The sequence below is a fragment of the Bradyrhizobium septentrionale genome (assembly GCF_011516645.4).
In the GTDB taxonomy this organism is placed as follows: Bacteria; Pseudomonadota; Alphaproteobacteria; order Rhizobiales; family Xanthobacteraceae; genus Bradyrhizobium; species Bradyrhizobium septentrionale.
Genome location: NZ_CP088287.1, coordinates 39,440 through 55,434, shown reverse-complemented (window position 1 = coordinate 55,434; position 15,995 = coordinate 39,440). Strand labels below are relative to the sequence as shown.

At 61.1% G+C, this 15,995-nt stretch carries 18 protein-coding genes and 1 pseudogene; 6 read left to right on the top strand and 13 right to left on the bottom strand.

The genetic code is table 11. From position 1 onward, the window contains the following. Window positions 1-44 precede the first annotated feature (44 nt). The 7 genes from HAP48_RS49500 to HAP48_RS49470 all read right to left on the bottom strand — a co-directional run bounded on the left by HAP48_RS49500 (window position 45) and on the right by HAP48_RS49470 (window position 4,538). Entirely contained in the window at window positions 45-311 is a 267-nt protein-coding gene (locus tag HAP48_RS49500) for a hypothetical protein (protein WP_166218357.1), read from the bottom strand. A 134-nt stretch (window positions 312-445) separates the two neighbouring features. Further along, window positions 446-1,111: an SOS response-associated peptidase gene (locus tag HAP48_RS49495; RefSeq protein ID WP_166218360.1), complete on the bottom strand. Its 666-nt coding sequence runs from the start codon at window positions 1,109-1,111 to the stop codon at window positions 446-448. A 1-nt stretch (window position 1,112) separates the two neighbouring features. Then, the gene (locus HAP48_RS49490; protein ID WP_176399281.1) at window positions 1,113-1,496 is read right to left on the bottom strand and encodes a hypothetical protein; all 384 of its coding nucleotides are present in this window, start codon (window positions 1,494-1,496) and stop codon (window positions 1,113-1,115) included. A gap of 57 nt (window positions 1,497-1,553) precedes the next feature. Then, on the bottom strand, window positions 1,554-1,733 hold the full coding sequence (locus HAP48_RS49485; RefSeq protein WP_166309190.1) for a hypothetical protein: 180 nt from the start codon (window positions 1,731-1,733) through the stop codon (window positions 1,554-1,556). 80 nt (window positions 1,734-1,813) lie between these two features. Next, window positions 1,814-2,857, bottom strand: coding sequence for a CBASS cGAMP-activated phospholipase (locus tag HAP48_RS49480; RefSeq protein WP_224497279.1), 1,044 nt, complete (start codon window positions 2,855-2,857; stop codon window positions 1,814-1,816). 10 nt (window positions 2,858-2,867) lie between these two features. Further along, a complete protein-coding gene (locus HAP48_RS49475) occupies window positions 2,868-3,269 on the bottom strand; it encodes a type II CBASS E2 protein (RefSeq protein WP_224497280.1) in 402 nt (133 codons plus the stop codon). A gap of 69 nt (window positions 3,270-3,338) precedes the next feature. Beyond that, entirely contained in the window at window positions 3,339-4,538 is a 1,200-nt protein-coding gene (locus HAP48_RS49470; protein WP_176399282.1) for a nucleotidyltransferase domain-containing protein, read from the bottom strand. Window positions 4,539-4,683: 145 nt separating this feature from the next. On the opposite strand from HAP48_RS49470, the gene HAP48_RS49465 reads away from it, so the two are divergent. From HAP48_RS49465 to HAP48_RS49455, 3 genes are read left to right on the top strand one after another with little or no spacing between them, the layout of a single operon-like run. Beyond that, window positions 4,684-5,292 carry a sigma-70 family RNA polymerase sigma factor gene (locus HAP48_RS49465; RefSeq protein WP_166309178.1) on the top strand — a complete coding sequence of 203 codons (609 nt, stop codon included), beginning with the start codon at window positions 4,684-4,686 and terminating at the stop codon, window positions 5,290-5,292. A gap of 26 nt (window positions 5,293-5,318) precedes the next feature. Further along, on the top strand, window positions 5,319-5,714 hold the full coding sequence (locus tag HAP48_RS49460; RefSeq protein ID WP_166309175.1) for a hypothetical protein: 396 nt from the start codon (window positions 5,319-5,321) through the stop codon (window positions 5,712-5,714). Then, window positions 5,711-6,466 (top strand): ImmA/IrrE family metallo-endopeptidase, encoded by a 756-nt coding sequence (locus HAP48_RS49455; protein WP_166309172.1) that lies wholly within the window; start codon window positions 5,711-5,713, stop codon window positions 6,464-6,466. Before HAP48_RS49460 ends, HAP48_RS49455 begins: the two co-directional genes overlap by 4 nt. 87 nt (window positions 6,467-6,553) lie before the next feature. Here the strand turns inward: HAP48_RS49455 and HAP48_RS49450 are convergent, their stop codons facing one another. The 3 genes from HAP48_RS49450 to HAP48_RS49440 form a co-directional block, all read right to left on the bottom strand. Next, a complete protein-coding gene (locus HAP48_RS49450) occupies window positions 6,554-7,372 on the bottom strand; it encodes a pPIWI-associating nuclease domain-containing protein (RefSeq protein ID WP_166309169.1) in 819 nt (272 codons plus the stop codon). Window positions 7,373-7,438: 66 nt separating this feature from the next. Then, the gene (locus HAP48_RS49445; protein ID WP_166309166.1) at window positions 7,439-8,161 is read right to left on the bottom strand and encodes a class I SAM-dependent methyltransferase; all 723 of its coding nucleotides are present in this window, start codon (window positions 8,159-8,161) and stop codon (window positions 7,439-7,441) included. Continuing rightward, window positions 8,161-8,922, bottom strand: a complete 762-nt coding sequence (locus HAP48_RS49440; protein ID WP_176399283.1) for a hypothetical protein — start codon at window positions 8,920-8,922, stop codon at window positions 8,161-8,163. The genes HAP48_RS49445 and HAP48_RS49440 overlap by 1 nt, the downstream gene beginning before the upstream one ends. 341 nt (window positions 8,923-9,263) lie before the next feature. Between HAP48_RS49440 and HAP48_RS49435 the strand changes: the two genes are divergently transcribed. Further along, window positions 9,264-10,883, top strand: a complete 1,620-nt coding sequence (locus tag HAP48_RS49435; protein ID WP_420869926.1) for an integrase catalytic domain-containing protein — start codon at window positions 9,264-9,266, stop codon at window positions 10,881-10,883. Between the two features lie 102 nt (window positions 10,884-10,985). Here HAP48_RS49435 and HAP48_RS49430 read toward each other — a convergent pair whose 3' ends face one another. Both HAP48_RS49430 and HAP48_RS49425 read right to left on the bottom strand, forming a co-directional pair. Beyond that, a complete protein-coding gene (locus HAP48_RS49430; protein WP_166309158.1) occupies window positions 10,986-11,588 on the bottom strand; it encodes a plasmid pRiA4b ORF-3 family protein in 603 nt (200 codons plus the stop codon). Next, a pseudogene (locus HAP48_RS49425) lies at window positions 11,585-12,175 on the bottom strand (IS66 family transposase); the annotation flags it as partial. The gene HAP48_RS49430 and the pseudogene HAP48_RS49425, both read right to left, overlap by 4 nt. A gap of 233 nt (window positions 12,176-12,408) precedes the next feature. Here HAP48_RS49425 and istA point away from each other — a divergent pair. Continuing rightward, window positions 12,409-13,908 carry an IS21 family transposase gene (istA, locus tag HAP48_RS49420; protein WP_176396414.1) on the top strand — a complete coding sequence of 500 codons (1,500 nt, stop codon included), beginning with the start codon at window positions 12,409-12,411 and terminating at the stop codon, window positions 13,906-13,908. Beyond that, entirely contained in the window at window positions 13,908-14,720 is an 813-nt protein-coding gene (gene istB, locus HAP48_RS49415) for an IS21-like element helper ATPase IstB (RefSeq protein WP_176399284.1), read from the top strand. Before istA ends, istB begins: the two co-directional genes overlap by 1 nt. Before the next feature lie 24 nt (window positions 14,721-14,744). Here istB and ltrA read toward each other — a convergent pair whose 3' ends face one another. Further along, the gene (ltrA, locus tag HAP48_RS49410) at window positions 14,745-15,995 is read right to left on the bottom strand and encodes a group II intron reverse transcriptase/maturase (protein WP_166208664.1); all 1,251 of its coding nucleotides are present in this window, start codon (window positions 15,993-15,995) and stop codon (window positions 14,745-14,747) included.

Genomic DNA, 15,995 nt, shown 5'->3' with positions numbered 1-15,995 from the left:
CTCTCCGAACCTTTGCCTTGCGGATTGTACCTCGGACGCGGCGCTCAAGTCCCGCCTGGGCACTCCGGGCAGGTGTCGCCGATCAATTCCAGCACCTCGGCGATCGCGATGGCTGCGGCCTGGGCGGAGATGCCCGCCGGCGGATCCTGACGAGCGACGGCGAAAGCCCGCTCGCGAGCATCCGGGTCGCCACGATCCTGCATCCAGCCGTGCTCCTCGCATTCGCGGATGGCACCGGCCTCCTGCAGCACGGAGATCGCCCAACCGCGCAGCGTTCGGATGGCCGGTCGCTTCTCCCTCGTCATCAGCATCGAACTCGCTCCTGCCCGGGACGAATCCTTCGCGCCCCTCCACCGTTCCGCGCGCTTAACACAGGCCAGGGATTCGACATCGCGGTAGCCCGCCGCTTGTCCACCTGTTCCGCTGTCCTGTGCAAAACCCCTGGTCAGGCCGCGACCTTGTCTTCCTTTTCGGCGCCGCGCATGACGATCTTCAGCGCATCGTCAGGCAGGGGCCGCTGCAGCGCCTTCGCCTCGTCCCACGGTGCGCGCATCCAGACCTCGCGCTCCTCTTTGGTGGTCAGGATCACCGGCATCGCCTTCGAATGGATCGGTTCGACGATTGCGTTCGGAGCCGTCGTCAGAAATCCGTAGACCAAGTGAGGTCCGGGGATCGGCTTGGACTTGGTCCCACGGTCCCCTTTGAACGTGGTCCAGATGCCGGCGAAGCAGAACAGCGGCCTGCTCTCTTCGAGCGCGAACCATACGACGTCCTTCTTCTTGGTATCGGGGTTCGTCTCCGGAGCGTACTCCGCGAAGCTGTTCGCCGGCACCAGGCAGCGGCTCTCCGGCTTCAACCAGCCGCGCCAGTGCGGCGAGGTCGTGTTGCGGATGTTGGTGACCGGCGGCCCGCCGGTCCGCGGCGGCGGAGGCATGCCCCAGCGCATCAGCACCATCTCAAGTGCATCGTCGCTGGTGTTGCGGATCACCGGCGCCGGATAATCCGGGAAGACGCCCGGCATCGGCGGTAGGTTGCCGACATACTGGTTCATGCGCCTGAACAGGCCAGCGATCGCCGCCTGGTTCGTGGTTATCGAGTAGAGATTGCACATGTCAGCGTTGTTCCCCGGGGTACCACGGCTCGAATTCCAAGGTCTTCTCCTTGCGCAGCCGTACGATGTCGGCTGCCGGCCGGCGACCTCGCAGCGCCTCGCTGCAATGCCTGCAGCGGAGCGAAGCCTCGAGCTTCCAGATCGGTGTGTCGGGCTTGCGTCTCACCTCGTTGACCGCGGTCAGATCGATCAGCGAGTGGGTTCTGCAGCGCCGACACTTGACCTCGAGATAGCAGAACCCGCCTTTAAGAGCCTCCCCGATGGTTGGCGACGGCTGTACCGGCCCGCCGAGCCCGATCCTTCGGTAATTCCAGGCCTGGCAGGTCTCGGCGGCGGCCTCCTTCAGTTTTTCGGAGGCTTCCTTTCTTGCGGAATCCGCCCTCATCTTGGCGGCAGAAATCCGCCCGACGAAGAGACGGTCGGGACTCCGCCGCCCCACCGATCACTTCTCGGGTTCGGGCCGGCTCCGCGGCAGGTCCGTGATCAGGCCGGTCTCGGAATCGATGATGCCGACCACCCTGCAGACGCGGGTGAATTCGAGGACGACGGTCTTGTTGTCGAGGGCGCTCGGCTTGGCGCAGGTGACGGTGCGGAGATTGGCACGCAGGCGGATATCGGTCATCTAGAACAAAGGCAAGCGAGGCGGATCGGATATCGTCCGCTCGCCGGGCTGCTGTCTTTCGGCTCACCGATCTGGCATGTTCAGGCGGCTGGCTTCAGGGCTGACTTCTTACCGTCGATGCTCTCGCTCTCGGGCTTCAGCGAATGGAACGGCACGAATTCCTTCGCCTGCTCTGCGAAGAAGTGCGGCCGCAGGATGGGCAATTGCTCGCGAGCCTCGGTGAAGCCGCGGTTCTTCATCTCGGCGATGCGCCGGGCGTTGTCCAGCGTGTAGCGGCCCAGCGGGGCGGTCTGGTCGATCCGCCAGATCGCTTGCCGGTGATGGACGTCGCCGGTCACGATCTTCGCCGTGCCCATCGCGCTGTGCGACTGGCCCGCCATGAATAGGCGCGCCATCGACGTGACCATGGGCAGCTTGCCTTTCCACCGTGGTGGCGCCTTCACGTCGTTGATTGTGCCGATGCTTAGAATCTTCAGCCTATCCGCCGGCAAGTTGAGCATTCCGATGGCCTCGATCGACGCGACGCCGATCGGGTTGTTGGCCCAGACGCCGCCGTCCACGAGCTCGATCGCGTCCTCGGTGGTGTGCGGATCCAGGAACGTCGGGGCCGCCGCCGTCGCCATAGCCGCGTCCACCGCCGAGACCTTGTAGTCAGTCTCGAGCCGCGGATGATGGGCGGTCTTGTATATGTAGACGCGCTCGAGCATCGGATGCCATGCCGGCACGACCAGGCGGGTCCGGCTCTCGCCGAGCCGTCGATCGCCGAGCACGCCGATGAGCGCGTCGTGCAGCGGTTTGGAGGAATACTTCGAGGCGCAGAGGTGGCGCGCCCCTCTCCAGCGCTGCAGCAGGAAGTTCGCGATGGCGCCGTGCTGCTGATCGAAGATGGCGGGGCCTTGCTCCTCGTAGAGCTTGAGGATTTCCTTGGCCGTCAGCCCGAGGCCGAGCGCGATCGCGATGATGCCGCCCGTCGACGTCCCCGCGATCAGGTCGAAATACGATGCGAGCGGTGCATCGAGATGGTCCTCGAGCTTCGCGAGGAAGGCCGCGGGGAAGACGCCGCGGATGCCTCCTCCGTCAATGGACAGGATCTTGTAGGCGGGCGGCATGTCGTCGACGCTCATGCGAGTTCTCCTATTGCGTTTCCGAACGGCGTTTCGGCGGGCGGCTGCGCTCTTGGTCGTGCTCCCGCGGATGGACTCCGCCGCCCTTCCATTCGCCAGACGCCAACCAGTCCTCGAAATACCAGAGCCAAAGCACGCTCCACGGCACGATGGTCTGATCGATGCGCATCCACGGTTGCCACTCCGAGCTGCCCGGCAGGTAGAGGCACAAGCGCGTCGGGTTGCGATAGACGTGGGGCAGGTCGCGCCCGTCGGCGAGCAGCGCGAGATCCGGCGTCTCGACGAACGTGCGCGGCGATCGCTCCTGCGCCATCTCGATGCGCACGCGGTAGATCCTGCTCAGAGGCGAGGGAGAGGCCTCGAATCGCCACGTGAAGCTGCCCGCCCGCAGCACGCCGTCGCCGGAGCTCAAGGGGTTGGCTCGCAGGTTGACGTACTGTTGCGCCGCGGTGAGCGGCTTCCGACGCCCCAATCGCATGCTTCACCGCGGGTCGCCAAAGAAGGTGTTGCCACGGACGGGTGTGGCGCCGGCGGCCGTGCCCACGATCAGCCCCGCCGGCTTGGTGACCGAAAGGCGATTACCGGTCCGGGCCGTGCTGACGCGCGCGGTCAATGCATCGAGCGCGGCGTTCGCCGGCGCGCGCCCCACGACGTCGCCCAGCAGGCGGCGGACATCGTCGAGACCTCGCGCAGCGGCCAGCTTCTCGACGTCGGCGACCAGTTTCGCATGCCACTCGAAGAAGGCTGTGGCGCGCTCCGGATGCTTGTTCCATTTCTCGCAGAAGTTCTCGCCGACGGTGGTCTGGTTCCACAGGTACCATTCCACGCGGTTGCCGTTGACGCGGGTCTCGATCGAGTTCGGCATGCGGCGCAGCAGGTCGACGATCAAGTCCAGCTCGTGGTCGTAGACGAAGTTGCCGACGCAGAACTCGTAGGCCCGCGAGGCCAATGTCGTGACGATGATCGACAGCGGTGCCAAGCCGTCGGTGTCGTCGATGAACTCAAGGTCGCGGTGCCGCTTCGCAATCTGCACGGTCCGGCGCAGCAGGCCCTTCAGCTTCATTTCCTCGGGATAGGGCTCCACCGAGTCTTTGGCGATGGTGCTGTCGAGGATTCGTCCGAAGGCCGAACGGATGCGGGCCTGCAGCTTGGCGCGCCGCTCGAACTTCGCGCGGTACCCCATCGGGTTGGACGCTTTCCAGGATTTCAGCGCTTTGTCGGGGACGAGCTCGCCGCCCATGGCGCACCCGGGGTTCGGGATGCTGGGCGTGATATCCAGGTGGAATTCGTTGGCATAATCGAGCCGCCAGCAGCGCGGCATTTCCACCAGTAGCGGAGCGTAATGTCCGTTGGCCCTGAGGCGGTCGCCGATGCGGTGCTTGAGCATCGCCGGCGAGATGACGGCGTCGATATCGGGAACGTGTGCCACCAGATCCACGTCGTATTCGGCGGCGCCGATCGGCTTGACAGTAGTTCCGATCGCCACGGACCCCTGAAGCCGGATCGCGATTTCGGCCAAGAGCGGGTCTTGGGACTTGGCCAGCCAGTCGCCGACGCCTTCGTAGCGTTGCTGCGCGACCTCGCGCTGGTACGGCGACGGTTCGAGGTGCTGGCAGGCTTCCTCAATGAGGTCCGCCAGTTGCGACTGGCGCAACTGCGCACGTTCTGATAGGTAATTCATTGTTTTACCACCGGTATTCGAGTTGTTGCCCCGGTCGTTTCTCAAAACCGGTCGCCTCACACCTGCATGCCGGCCAGCCGGGTCTTTCGGACTCGAATTTTTTTGTCCGAAAGAAATTTTTGGCCGGCATAGGATGCGTGAAGCTATGGATCACGTCGGCGTGCCTTCTCCCAAAGCATCGGCCTCCGCGCCTGAGCACCTCACATACGAGGAGGTGGCGTCGGCGCTGGATGGGCTGACGCCGCTCGACCTCGCTCGCCTAGACGCCATCGAACGCCGTTACCTTGGTGGGACCGACTTTGCCGAGGGCGACCTGCTGCAGGAGGCCATGTGTTCCGCGCTGTTCGAGGCGAAGCGCTGCCCGCGGACCACTAGGTTCATGGCCTTCCTGGTCCAGTCGATGCGGAATATCGCCGGCCACCGGCGCGATCGTCTGCAGCAGCAGGTTCCGATAGAGGACGGGCCGACCGGCGAGCGCAAGTCGAAGGTCGAGCTGAAGGATTCTGGACCGAGCCCAGAGGATGCGGCGATCCGGGCGGAACAGGAGCGGCGGGCATCGGAGATCTGCGCGGCACTCAACGTGCACTACGGCGCGGACGAGGAGATGAGCATGGTGCTATTCGGCTGGGAAAACGACATGCGGGGCGAAGCGCTGCGGGATTTTGTGGGTGTTGACCAGGCTCGCCTGGATTACGTGATCAAGAAGATCCGGCGCATTGCCCGTCGGGAATATCCGAAGGGGTGGCTCCTATGAGCAGAGATCCGACAGACCTCGAGAAATTGTCGAAGCTCGACCAGGCCATCGACGACAGCATCCTTGAAGCGTCGGAAGCCGATCTGCGCGAGGATTTCAAGGAAGCGGGCGACGATTTCGACAAGGCAGTGTCTCGCGCCAGCCGAGCTCTGGAACAGGCGAAGGCGCGTACCGCTCGCATGCGCTTCAAACGGGCTCAGGACGAGTCGAAGGCTTATCGTGAGCAGGAGAACGTCAAGAGCTTCGATCTCGCGAAGGCACGGCGCCGACTTGACGGGATGCGATCCGGCGAAGTTGAGAACGCGATGATGGCCGCACGCAAGGGCGGGAAGCTTTCGCAACGCGACGAGGAAAACCTGTTGAAGGACTTGGCGCAGCTTGAGGCGCTCGAAAACGACGACAAGGAAGAAGGGGAAGAATGACCCCGGCGGAGCGCCTGCTTGTCGGACTCGGGATCGCAGAACCCGAGGATATCGACCTCGAGGCCATCGCGTGGACGCAGGGCGCAGTGGTCAACTACAGGCCGATCGACAACTGCGAGGCGACGATCGTGGGTTCGAAAAAGCGCGCCGTCATCTCGGTCAATAGCCTCAGCATGCGGCAGCGTTGCCGCTTTTCCCTCGGACACGAACTTGGGCACTGGCACTACGACCGCGGAAAAGTTCTCTTCTGCGGCAAGAGCGACGTCTGCAATTTCAGGAATGACGCGCTCAGTCCGGAGCGGCGCGCCGACGACTTCGCCTCCGATCTGATCCTTCCGAATTTCATGGTGCTTCCGCGGCTTCGGAAGATGAAGCGCCTAACCTTGGCGGCCTCTAGGGAGTTGGCCGACGAGTTCGACGTCAGTCTCACGGCTACTCTCGTGAAGATGACCGCGTTAAATCACTTTCCCATGGTCATCGTCTGCCACAACAAGCGGGAGCGCGTTTGGTACAAGGCGTCACCGATGATTCAACAATGGTGGCGGCCTGTCAGGGCGTTGGACGATCAGACGTTCGCTGCCGACATGCTGGTCCGCGGCGCCGCCGAACAGAACTTTCCCCGAAAGAATCCAGCCGATGCCTGGTTCGATTTCAAAGGAAGCGATCGGTATGAAGTGGAAGAGCAGTCGTTCCTTCTGCCGGACGAAGAGATCCTGACCGTGCTAACGCTGCCCCGCCAAGCTATCGCTTGACGGTGGTCGTCGCTCTTTGATCGCCAGGACCGGCATGGACCGACGGTCGCGTCGCGCAACACGTCGGAACGCGCTAATCCGGTATGCTCATTCCCTCCACGACGATGTATCGACTTTTATCGTTGTGTCAGCGAAGTCGAAGTCCTCTTTCGCCGCCGCTGGCGCCGAGGTCGTGCATTCGAAGGGAAAGCTTTCCTTGAAATCCACGGGGTCATGTTTGCCGCCGGCCATTAGCGTAACGCTGACCGATCCGGTAAAACGGCATCGGATCCTATCTGCGTCCAGCGCCAATATCTCAGGATCGTCGATCAGAACGCCTCCGGTTTCGTATTTTCCTGAGATTTCGTCGAGTTCACTGATGCTTTGATTTATAAATGCGTCTGTGGCGGCGCCGCTCAGCGCTCGCGATAGGGCAGTCGCAACACGATCCTTCATCTCGTCGATCGTTTCGAACAAATCGTCGAGCGCGACCAAGGCGTTCTCTGCGAATTCTTCAATCTCTTCTTCTGTCTTCAATTCAGTCTCTGGTCGGACATGGGTCCGCTTGTTCAGTTCCTGGAAGGCGGGGCCTAGACCCGAGTGAAGCGTTCCGGGTTTTATACCGAGCTTGTCTTTGAGGAAGGCGTCAGTCAGCCCTCCACGGCAAGTGTACAGCGCACGCTGTCTTCGCGTGGGGCCTTCGACGTTCTTATCCTGCTTGAACCACTGGCAACGCATCACGTCCGCATCGGGTGCCATCAGTTCGAGCACGTGTGCCGTCAATTCGCGAAACGAACTTGCGGATTGGTTGGCGCGCGCGGGATTGTTCTCCTGAGTGAGCACCACCAGCGCTCCGCCAAGCTGGCGTCTGGAAAAATCATCAGGGAGGCGGCTTCTGACCTTGTTGATCAGCTCCTGGCTTGGCAACGCTTTGCTCTATCGTGGTCTAGCTTGGGGGTGCTGATCCGCGAGTAGTGATGCCGGATTGGAGCCTCAACTCGTGCGAATCTGAAAGTTCTCGATACTCTCCAGGATGTCGAACTGAGTTGGCTCGCTCGCCTTGTCCGGTGACTTCGCCCACAGGTAGGCCGAGCCTTCATCGAGTTTAACAGATTCCACTTCGAAGCCGCCGCGCTCAACTAGGGAGACGAGATCGTCAGGCGGAATAAGTCCGTAAAAGGAATAACCGCGAAGCGAGTCCATCAAGAAGCCGTTGTCGTACGGCTTGCAATTTGGAAGCTTCCGCATTCGCGTGAAGTCCGAGTTGCGGTAGAGAGATACGAACAGGCAGGAACAACCCGGCTTCAGTTTGGTGCTCATCAACTGAACGATGCCCATCCTAACGTTTGCGGAAGGAATCACCGAAAGTACATTGATGCAAAATCCGCGATCGTACTTCCGACCAAGGGAGGCGAACTGGTTGACGGTGTATGCGTGGACGTGGTTTGACTTCCGTACGTGGTCGCGGATTGTTGTTGAACGACCGCGGATCATCTGAGTCCTTGAAAGTTGGACTTCGGAATCTACAAGGGCGAGCTCGTCGGTGGTCTTCGCAATTACCCGCTCGTAGCGGAGCTTGCCGCAACCAAAGTCAAAGCTGCTGTGTACCGGCTTTAGCCGGGCGATCAGTTTGTTCAGGTAGGATGAACTCTGAGCCTCCGGCTTGGCCGCGTTTTCGCTTCGGATGACAATATCTCTCCCGATCTTGTACCTCATTAATTCGCCTCGAATACCTGGCGGTTTGCGTCGTTCGCCTCGGCGTTGCCGGCGATCTGCTGTACCTCGGGCTCAACCCTTCGTTCCAGCTTGGCGTAGCGGAAGTGCATGAACAGCAGAAACGCCATCGAGACCGACCAAAATAGGATGAGCAGCCAGGTGGAAGCCGCGATGGCCGAGACCAAAGCGCAAGTGGCGAATATGACGAGACCTTCAAGCGCGACCCAATAAAGGGTCCAAGCCTCCAGCGCGCTATCAATGTCGTGTTTGTCGACGAGCGCGTTCTCCTTCGTGCTCGATGCATACTTGTAGAAGGTGTCCCGCATTAGATGCGAGCGATCTCGTTTGATGTTGGCGACCTGACGAGCGTTCATCTTGGCGCCTGACGTGAGGGCCAAGGGTAGAAGGATGTTCGCGTGATCGAATCGAGCGCGAATTCCGAAAAGATCAGAAATGAGGTCGTGAAATCTCGTTGTGCGGCTAAAGAGCATGACCGCAAGAGCGATCACGACGTTTACGACGCTCACCGTGGCCAAATCAACGGAAGTAATCTGCGGCAACTTCGCCAGAGCGGCGAACTCTTTGAGGCCGGGTAGCTCCTCCAGGCGCTTGAAGACCCCATCAATCCACGGATCGTACCTAAGTAGAAACGTGCAAATAAGCGCCAACCAGAAGTCCGCGACCGCAATCGTCCAAAGCATTTCTTGGTAATTCTTCGGGGCTCCGAAGAAAGGCGTCAGAACACGAAAGAAAGAATCCATTTTTGTCCGGAGGTTGCGCAAACAGATCAATAAACGGGGTAATTGATTCAGAAACCGTTAGATTGGTCAATTAGCAAGGGGTCGAATTTCCCCCGCTTCCTCTATCGGCCAGCTAAGCATGGGTTAGGTGGCTTCCCTTGCGAAGAGCACCAGAGAAGGGAGTGAGCTGGTCCCGCAAATCTGAACAGTGCGATAAGTTGTCATTCGGCCTGCAATATTGCCCCCCGCATTGCCTCATCGAAAATGTTACCGAACAATTCCGCTGATGACTGGGGCGGCGTTACCGAATCAGGTCGGTGGCGCCAATGGCGAGCGGGATCAGCATGGGCGCAAGGCGCGAGGTGTTGGCCGCGGTGGCGAGGCGCTACCGTGCGGCTGGACGAGTTGAGAAGGGACGGATCCTTGACGAGTTGACAGCAACGACGGGTTGGCACCGCAAGCACGCGGTGCGAGCACTGTCGGTTGCCGGAAGGGACAGGCCCAGACCACCACTGGACGAAGGGGCAACGAGCCCAACCGAACCAGCGACAAGTCGGCGACGCAAATACGCCAGCGTGCGCGACGCGCTGATCGCGCTGTGGGAAGCCTCCGATCGCGTCTGCGGTAAGCGCCTCGTATCGATGATCCCAGTGCTGTTGCCCGCACTCGAGCGGCATGGCCGGCTGAAGCCAACGAGCGCAGAGCGTGCGCTGCTGACAACTCTGAGCGCGGCGACGATCGATCGGATGTTGATCGACGTTAAAATTGCGGCTGCTGGGGGGCGCCGGCGGCGAGTCGGATTCTACTCGGCGATTCGACGCGAGGTGCCGATCCGCACTTTCAATGACTGGGCAAACCCGCCGCCAGGCTTTTGCGAGATCGACATGGTCGCGCACGGTGGGACCAGCGTCGCCGGCTCGTTTATCCAGACTTTGACCATGGTGGACATCGCAACAGGATGGACGGAATGCCTGCCCCTGGTGACACGCGATGGCAGCCTCGTCGTGGAAGCGATGACGCGAGCACAGGGCCTGTTCCCGTGGGTGATCTGTGGCGCCGACTTCGATAACGACAGCGCGTTCATGAACGACGTCGTCGTTCCATGGTGCCGAGCACAGAAGATCGAGGTAACGCGGTCACGTGCCTACAAAAAGAACGATCAGGCTTTCGTGGAGCAGAAGAACGGTGCGGTGGTCCGGCGGCTCGTCGGATACGGGCGCTTCGACGGGGTCGAGACGGCCCGCGTGATGGCACGTCTCTACGCGGCGGCGCGCCTGCTGGTGAACTTCTTCCAGCCGTCATTCAAGCTCAAAGAGAAGCGCCGCGAGGGTGCCAAGATCATCAAACGCTATCATCCGCCTGCCACACCATACGAACGTGCACTGGGGCACCCGAAACTCCCATCAGCGGTCAAGCGCCGTCTGCGCCAGACGTATCGGACTCTCGATCCCATACAATTGCTTGCCACGATCCGCACGGCGCAGGAAGAGCTCGGCGAACGGATCGGCAAGCGCGGTCTTGCGAAGGTTCCCACCGTATCGCCGGCTGATCCGCTCTCGTTTGCCCGATCGCTCGGCACGGCGGCAAACACCGCCGAAGTGCGGGCCACGCACCGCCGGCCGAAACGGCGATATAAAAAGCGTATTCGCATGCCCTCGAAGCTCGATCCCCATCTCGCGATCATCGAGAACTGGCTCGCCGTCGAGCCACAGCTCACTGCACTGGCCATCGTGGGCAGGCTCGCCACGATCGATCCTTCGATGTTCAGCGACAAGCAGCATTCGATCGTTCAGCGCCTGCTTCGGTCCCTCCGGCGGAAGGTGGCGGAGACAGCCATCGTATCCATGCCCGTGGATGAAATACGGCCCGAGGCTGTGGACGGCGCTGCGTGTGATGAGCACTCCGCCCCGCCCACAGCCTCTCCACCGAGCTGGCCGCGGCTCGAGACCGAGACCTTCATCCCGGGTAACATTACTTCCTGAGGCAATACGCGGGGTCAAATTTGAACGCCGATTGACATGCGAGGCTGCGGTTCGGTTGGACGTAAGCGTAGCTCTGCGGCCCTTTTGAATGGCGCTTGACGCCTATTTTGTTCGCGTGGCGCGTCGCCGCGGTTTCCATGTGTCGGACAACGCGTTGACGGCGGCCTCGAGGGCCTTCCGGTCGATCACGTTGGGATCGAACCGCTCCGGGCCCCAGCGGCGCATATGTTCGTGCTCCGGATGAGCAGGGTCGCTGATGGCGTCGAGGTATTCGGCATAGCCTGGCGCACCGCCGACGTCTTCCGGAGGACAACGACCGGCGGCCTCGAGCAGGAAGGGCAGGCCCTCCGTCGTGGTGTTGTCGAACCATTTTTCGAGCTTGATCACATGGTCCCAGCTGTCGCCGAAGTCATAGAGATAGTGGATCGTCTTGGCGCCGGTCTCTCGAACGATATCGCAAAGCCGCGCTTTACGGGCATCCATGGGCTGGTCGCCGTGATCATTGTCGGGGTCGGGAATCCCCCAATGTGCCTCACCAGCGAAGAACTCGAAGAGGTGACTGTTCGTCCAGCCGAATGCCTCCTGAAGCGTCAGATGCAACCGATCAAGGCGCAGGGTGACGGGTACGACAAGGCGACGCATCACCTCCGGCTTCACATCCTTGAGGGTTACCTTGATCCGGACCGCGGTCGTGTTCAGGCTCATGCCGCCAGCCTCGGATCGTGTGCATGCATAGTATAGGTCGACGCCCAGGGAAGCAGTTCGTCCAGTCGCGCCGCAGGCCAACCATTGACGAGCTTGGCGAGAACGTCAGCGAGCCAGTGCTCGGCACTGACGCCATTGAGCTTACAGGTCTCAATGAGCGAAGCCAGCAATGCCCAATTCTCGGCGCCCTCGTCGCAACCGGCAAAAAGGGAGTTCTTGGCGTTGAGCTTGATCGGCCGCATCGCACGCTCGACAGCATTCGTGTCCATCTCGATGCACCCGTCATAAAGATGGAGCGTCAAGCCGTCCCAATGACGCAGCGCGTAACGCAGGGCCTTCGCCGTGTCGCTCTTCTGTGCAAGGTGATCAAGCTTGGCCTCAAACCACTGCTTCAAGGCTGTCGCCAGAGGTCGGGCATGCGCCTGCCTGCCGGCGTAGCGCTCGTCCGCAGATCGGCCGCGGAGTACCTTCTCGACCGCGTAAAGCTGGGCGATGCGCTCGAGGGCCTCGCGGGCAACCGGAGCTGGCGCCGGCGCAGCCTCCCGCTCGATCTTCACAAACTGGCGCCGCAGATGCGACCAGCTTGCGTCAGGATAAGTCCTGGAAAGGAGGAAGAATGTGACCTGAAACCTTTCAACGTGACCCAGAGGGTTCGACGCCCTCGCGGCAAAGGCGGAGCCCGCCAGCCGGAAGCGAGTCTTGCATGGGTTGTGTTTCGGCATGGAATAAGGACCCCGTTTCGGGGTGATCGGCATCCAATCGGGACCCCGGGATAAGGGTCCACAGTGGCTTCCATCGAGTCATGGAAGCCGAGGTTGGGATGCTGGTGGTGGAGACGATTGGTAAGATCCGTCGCGCCTACTTTGTTGATGGTCGTCCGATCAAGGCGATCTGCCGAGAACTTGGCGTATCGCGGAAGGTGGTTCGCAAGGTCATTCGTTCTCAAGCGACGGAGTTCCGGTACGAGCGCGAGACGCAGCCGCTCCCGAAGATGGGTGCCTGGAGTGCCGAGCTTGATCGGTTGCTGGCAGGGAATGAGAGCAAGGCGGCGCGGGAACGGCTGACGCTGATCCGGCTATTCGAGGAACTCCGCGGCCTGGGTTATGCCGGCGGCTATGATGCGGTTCGTCGATACGCCCGACGGTGGACCAAGGAACGCGGCACCTCGACAGCGTCGGCTTATGTGCCGCTGAGCTTTGCACCAGGCGAAGCCTACCAGTTCGACTGGAGCCACGAGGTGGTCCTGCTGAGCGGCACCACGGTGATGGTGAAGGCTGCTCATGTTCGGCTCTGTCACAGTCGCATGCTGTTCGTGCGGGCCTATCCGCGGGAGACGCAGGAGATGGTGTTCGACGCCCACGACCGGGCATTCGCCCTGTTCAAAGGCACCTGCACCCGCGGCATCTACGACAACATGAAGACCGCGGTGGAGACGATCTTTGTCGGTAAAGGCCGTCTCTACAATCGCCGCTTCCTGCAGATGTGCAGCCACTATCTGGTCGATCCGGTCGCCTGTACGCCAGCGTCGGGCTGGGAGAAGGGGCAGGTCGAGAACCAGGTCGGGCTGGTCCGGGAGCGCTTCTTCACGCCGCGGCTGCGGTTCAAAAACCTCGACGAGTTAAACGCCTGGCTGCTCGACAAGTGCATCGCCTACGCCAAGGCTCATCGCCATCCGGAGCTGACCGATCAGACGATCTGGGACGTGTTCGAAGCCGAACGCCCCAAACTCGTTCCCTATGCCGGCCGCTTCGACGGCTTCCATGCGGTGACAGCATCGGTCTCGAAGACCTGCCTGGTGCGCTTCGACAACAACAAGTACTCGGTCGCAGCCAGTGCAGTCGGACGACCGGTCGAGGTTCAAGCCTATGCCGATCGCATCGTGATCCGTCAGGATGGACGTATCGTTGCCGAGCACCCGCGATCCTTTGGCCGCGGCGATACCGTCTACGACCCCTGGCATTATGTGCCGGTGCTCGCCCGCAAACCCGGCGCCTTGCGCAACGGTGCTCCCTTCAAAGACTGGGTGCTGCCGGCCGCGATCGAGCGGATCCGGCGCAAGCTGGCCAGCACCGACGATGGCAATCGGCAGATGGTCGACATCCTCACCGCGGTGCTGACTGACGGTCTGTCCGCGGTGGAAGCGGCTTGTGCCGAAGCGCTCAGTCACAGCGTCCATTCCGCCGATGTCGTTCTCAATATCCTGGCCCGTCAACGTGAACCCGCCCCACCGGCCAACATCATGACGCCGGCCGCACTGACGCTCCGTCATGCACCGATCGCCGATTGTGCCCGCTACGACAACCTCCGGAGGACCATCTGATGGAACGAACCCAAATCTTCGACCTCATGGGCGAACTTAAGCTCTACGGCATGAAGGCTGCCTTCGACGAGATCATGGCAACTGCCGTCAAGCGCCAGCACGAGCCTCAACGCATTGTCGGCGACCTGCTCAACGCCGAGATCAACGAGAAGCAAGCCAGGTCGATCAAATACCAGCTCACCATTGCAAAGCTGCCGCTCGCCAAGGACATCGCCGACTTCCAGTTCGACGGCACGCCGATCAATCAGACTCTCGTCAATGATCTCGCTGGCGGCGGCTTCATCGCCCAACAACGCAACGTCGTGCTGGTTGGCGGCACCGGTACAGGCAAAACCCACCTGGCCATTGCCATCGCCAGAAGTTGCATCCGCGATGGCGCCAGAGGACGCTTCTACAACGTCGTCGACCTCGTCAACCGGCTCGAGACCGAGACCCGCAACGGTCGGCAGGGACGGCTCGCCGAGCATCTGACCCGCATGGACTTCATCGTTCTCGACGAGCTGGGCTATCTGCCGTTCGCGCAATCCGGCGGTCAGCTCCTGTTCCATCTCATCAGCCGGCTCTACGAGCGCACCTCCATCATTGTCACCACCAATCTTGCGTTCGGCGAATGGCCCAGTGTGTTCGGTGATGCCAAAATGACCACCGCGCTACTCGACCGATTGACCCATCACTGCGACATCGTCGAGACCGGCAACGACAGCTGGCGATTCAAAAGCCGCGACGATGTTCAAACAACCCGCGCTCGCGCCGTCTCCGGTCGAGTCGCCCGGGGGAATTTCACCCCCAGGCGCTCACGAATCCGGACGTGAAGCTCGCGCTTCATCCGGCTTCTATCATCCAGCCGTTGGTCTGATGCCGACTTTCCACAGATACAGCAGGCTTGGCGCTCGTTTTGCGAGACGTCCTAGCCAGGATATGGCCGCAGTTTTCCGGCGCTTGAACCTTTTATATTTCCCCATCACCCACCGGGTGAGCACCATGTTGACGTGACGAAGGACGTTGACGCACTCCGAGCGGTAAAACCGCCCGTAGTAGTTCAGCCATCCTCTCGCGACAGGGTCGATCAGTTTGGCTAGGTCTTCCAGCGTTTGGTTGCTCCTGCTTGTCACCCGCCATTCGCGGATAGCCTGCCGGATTCCCTTGGCTGCCTTGCGGCTGATGGCCGGTGCGAAGCTGACAAACTTCTCACCCTTGCTGTCCCGAGCTTTGCGCGGCCGGAACGTGTAGCCGAGGAAGTCGAACGTGATTTGCTCGTACCCTCCGCTCCGATTGTTGTCCTTGCAGTAGACGATCCGGGTTTTCTCCGGGTGGAGTTCCAGACCGCACTCGGCAAGGCGATTACGGATCGCTCCCAGTACGGCTTTGGCCTCCTCCTCACTCCAGCAATGGACGATCGCATCATCAGCGAATCTTTCGAAGCGCAGGTGTGAGAAGGTCCGTTGCATCCATGCATCGAAACAATAATGCATGAAGAGATTGGAGAGTACGGGCGAGACGACAGAACCCTGAGGGGTTCCTCGTGTTCGCTCGTCGCGGGTCCCGTCTTTCCGCTCCACGGTGGCTTGCAGCCACCGTCTGACGTAGAGACGAACCCAGCCCAATTCCACATGGTGGGCTACAGCTTTTTCCATCAGGTCCCATGGAATCGTATCGAAGAACGACTTGATGTCCAAGTCTATGACCCAATCGAATTTCCAGCAGCGCTCGCGCGCCTTCCCCACCGCATCGAGCGCAGAGCGTCCGGGCCGATAGCCGTAAGAGTCGGGGTGGAAGACTGGCTCCACTTCCTTTTCTATGACCATCTTTGCGACCGTCTGGGCCACTCGGTCTCCGACGGCGGGAATGCCGAGTTTCCTGACACTCTTGCCATCGGATTTGGGGATTTCCACGAGACGAACAGGCGGTGGAAAATACGTCCCCGACGACATGCGATTCCAGACCTTGTAGAGATTCCTCTTCAGGTCCTTTTCGAACGCCGCGACGGAGACGCCATCCACGCCCGCGGCCCCTTGGTTTGCTTTGACCTGTTTCCAAGCCTGCCAAACAAGGTGCTTGGAGATATCATACGGCTTTGCCTCGGACAT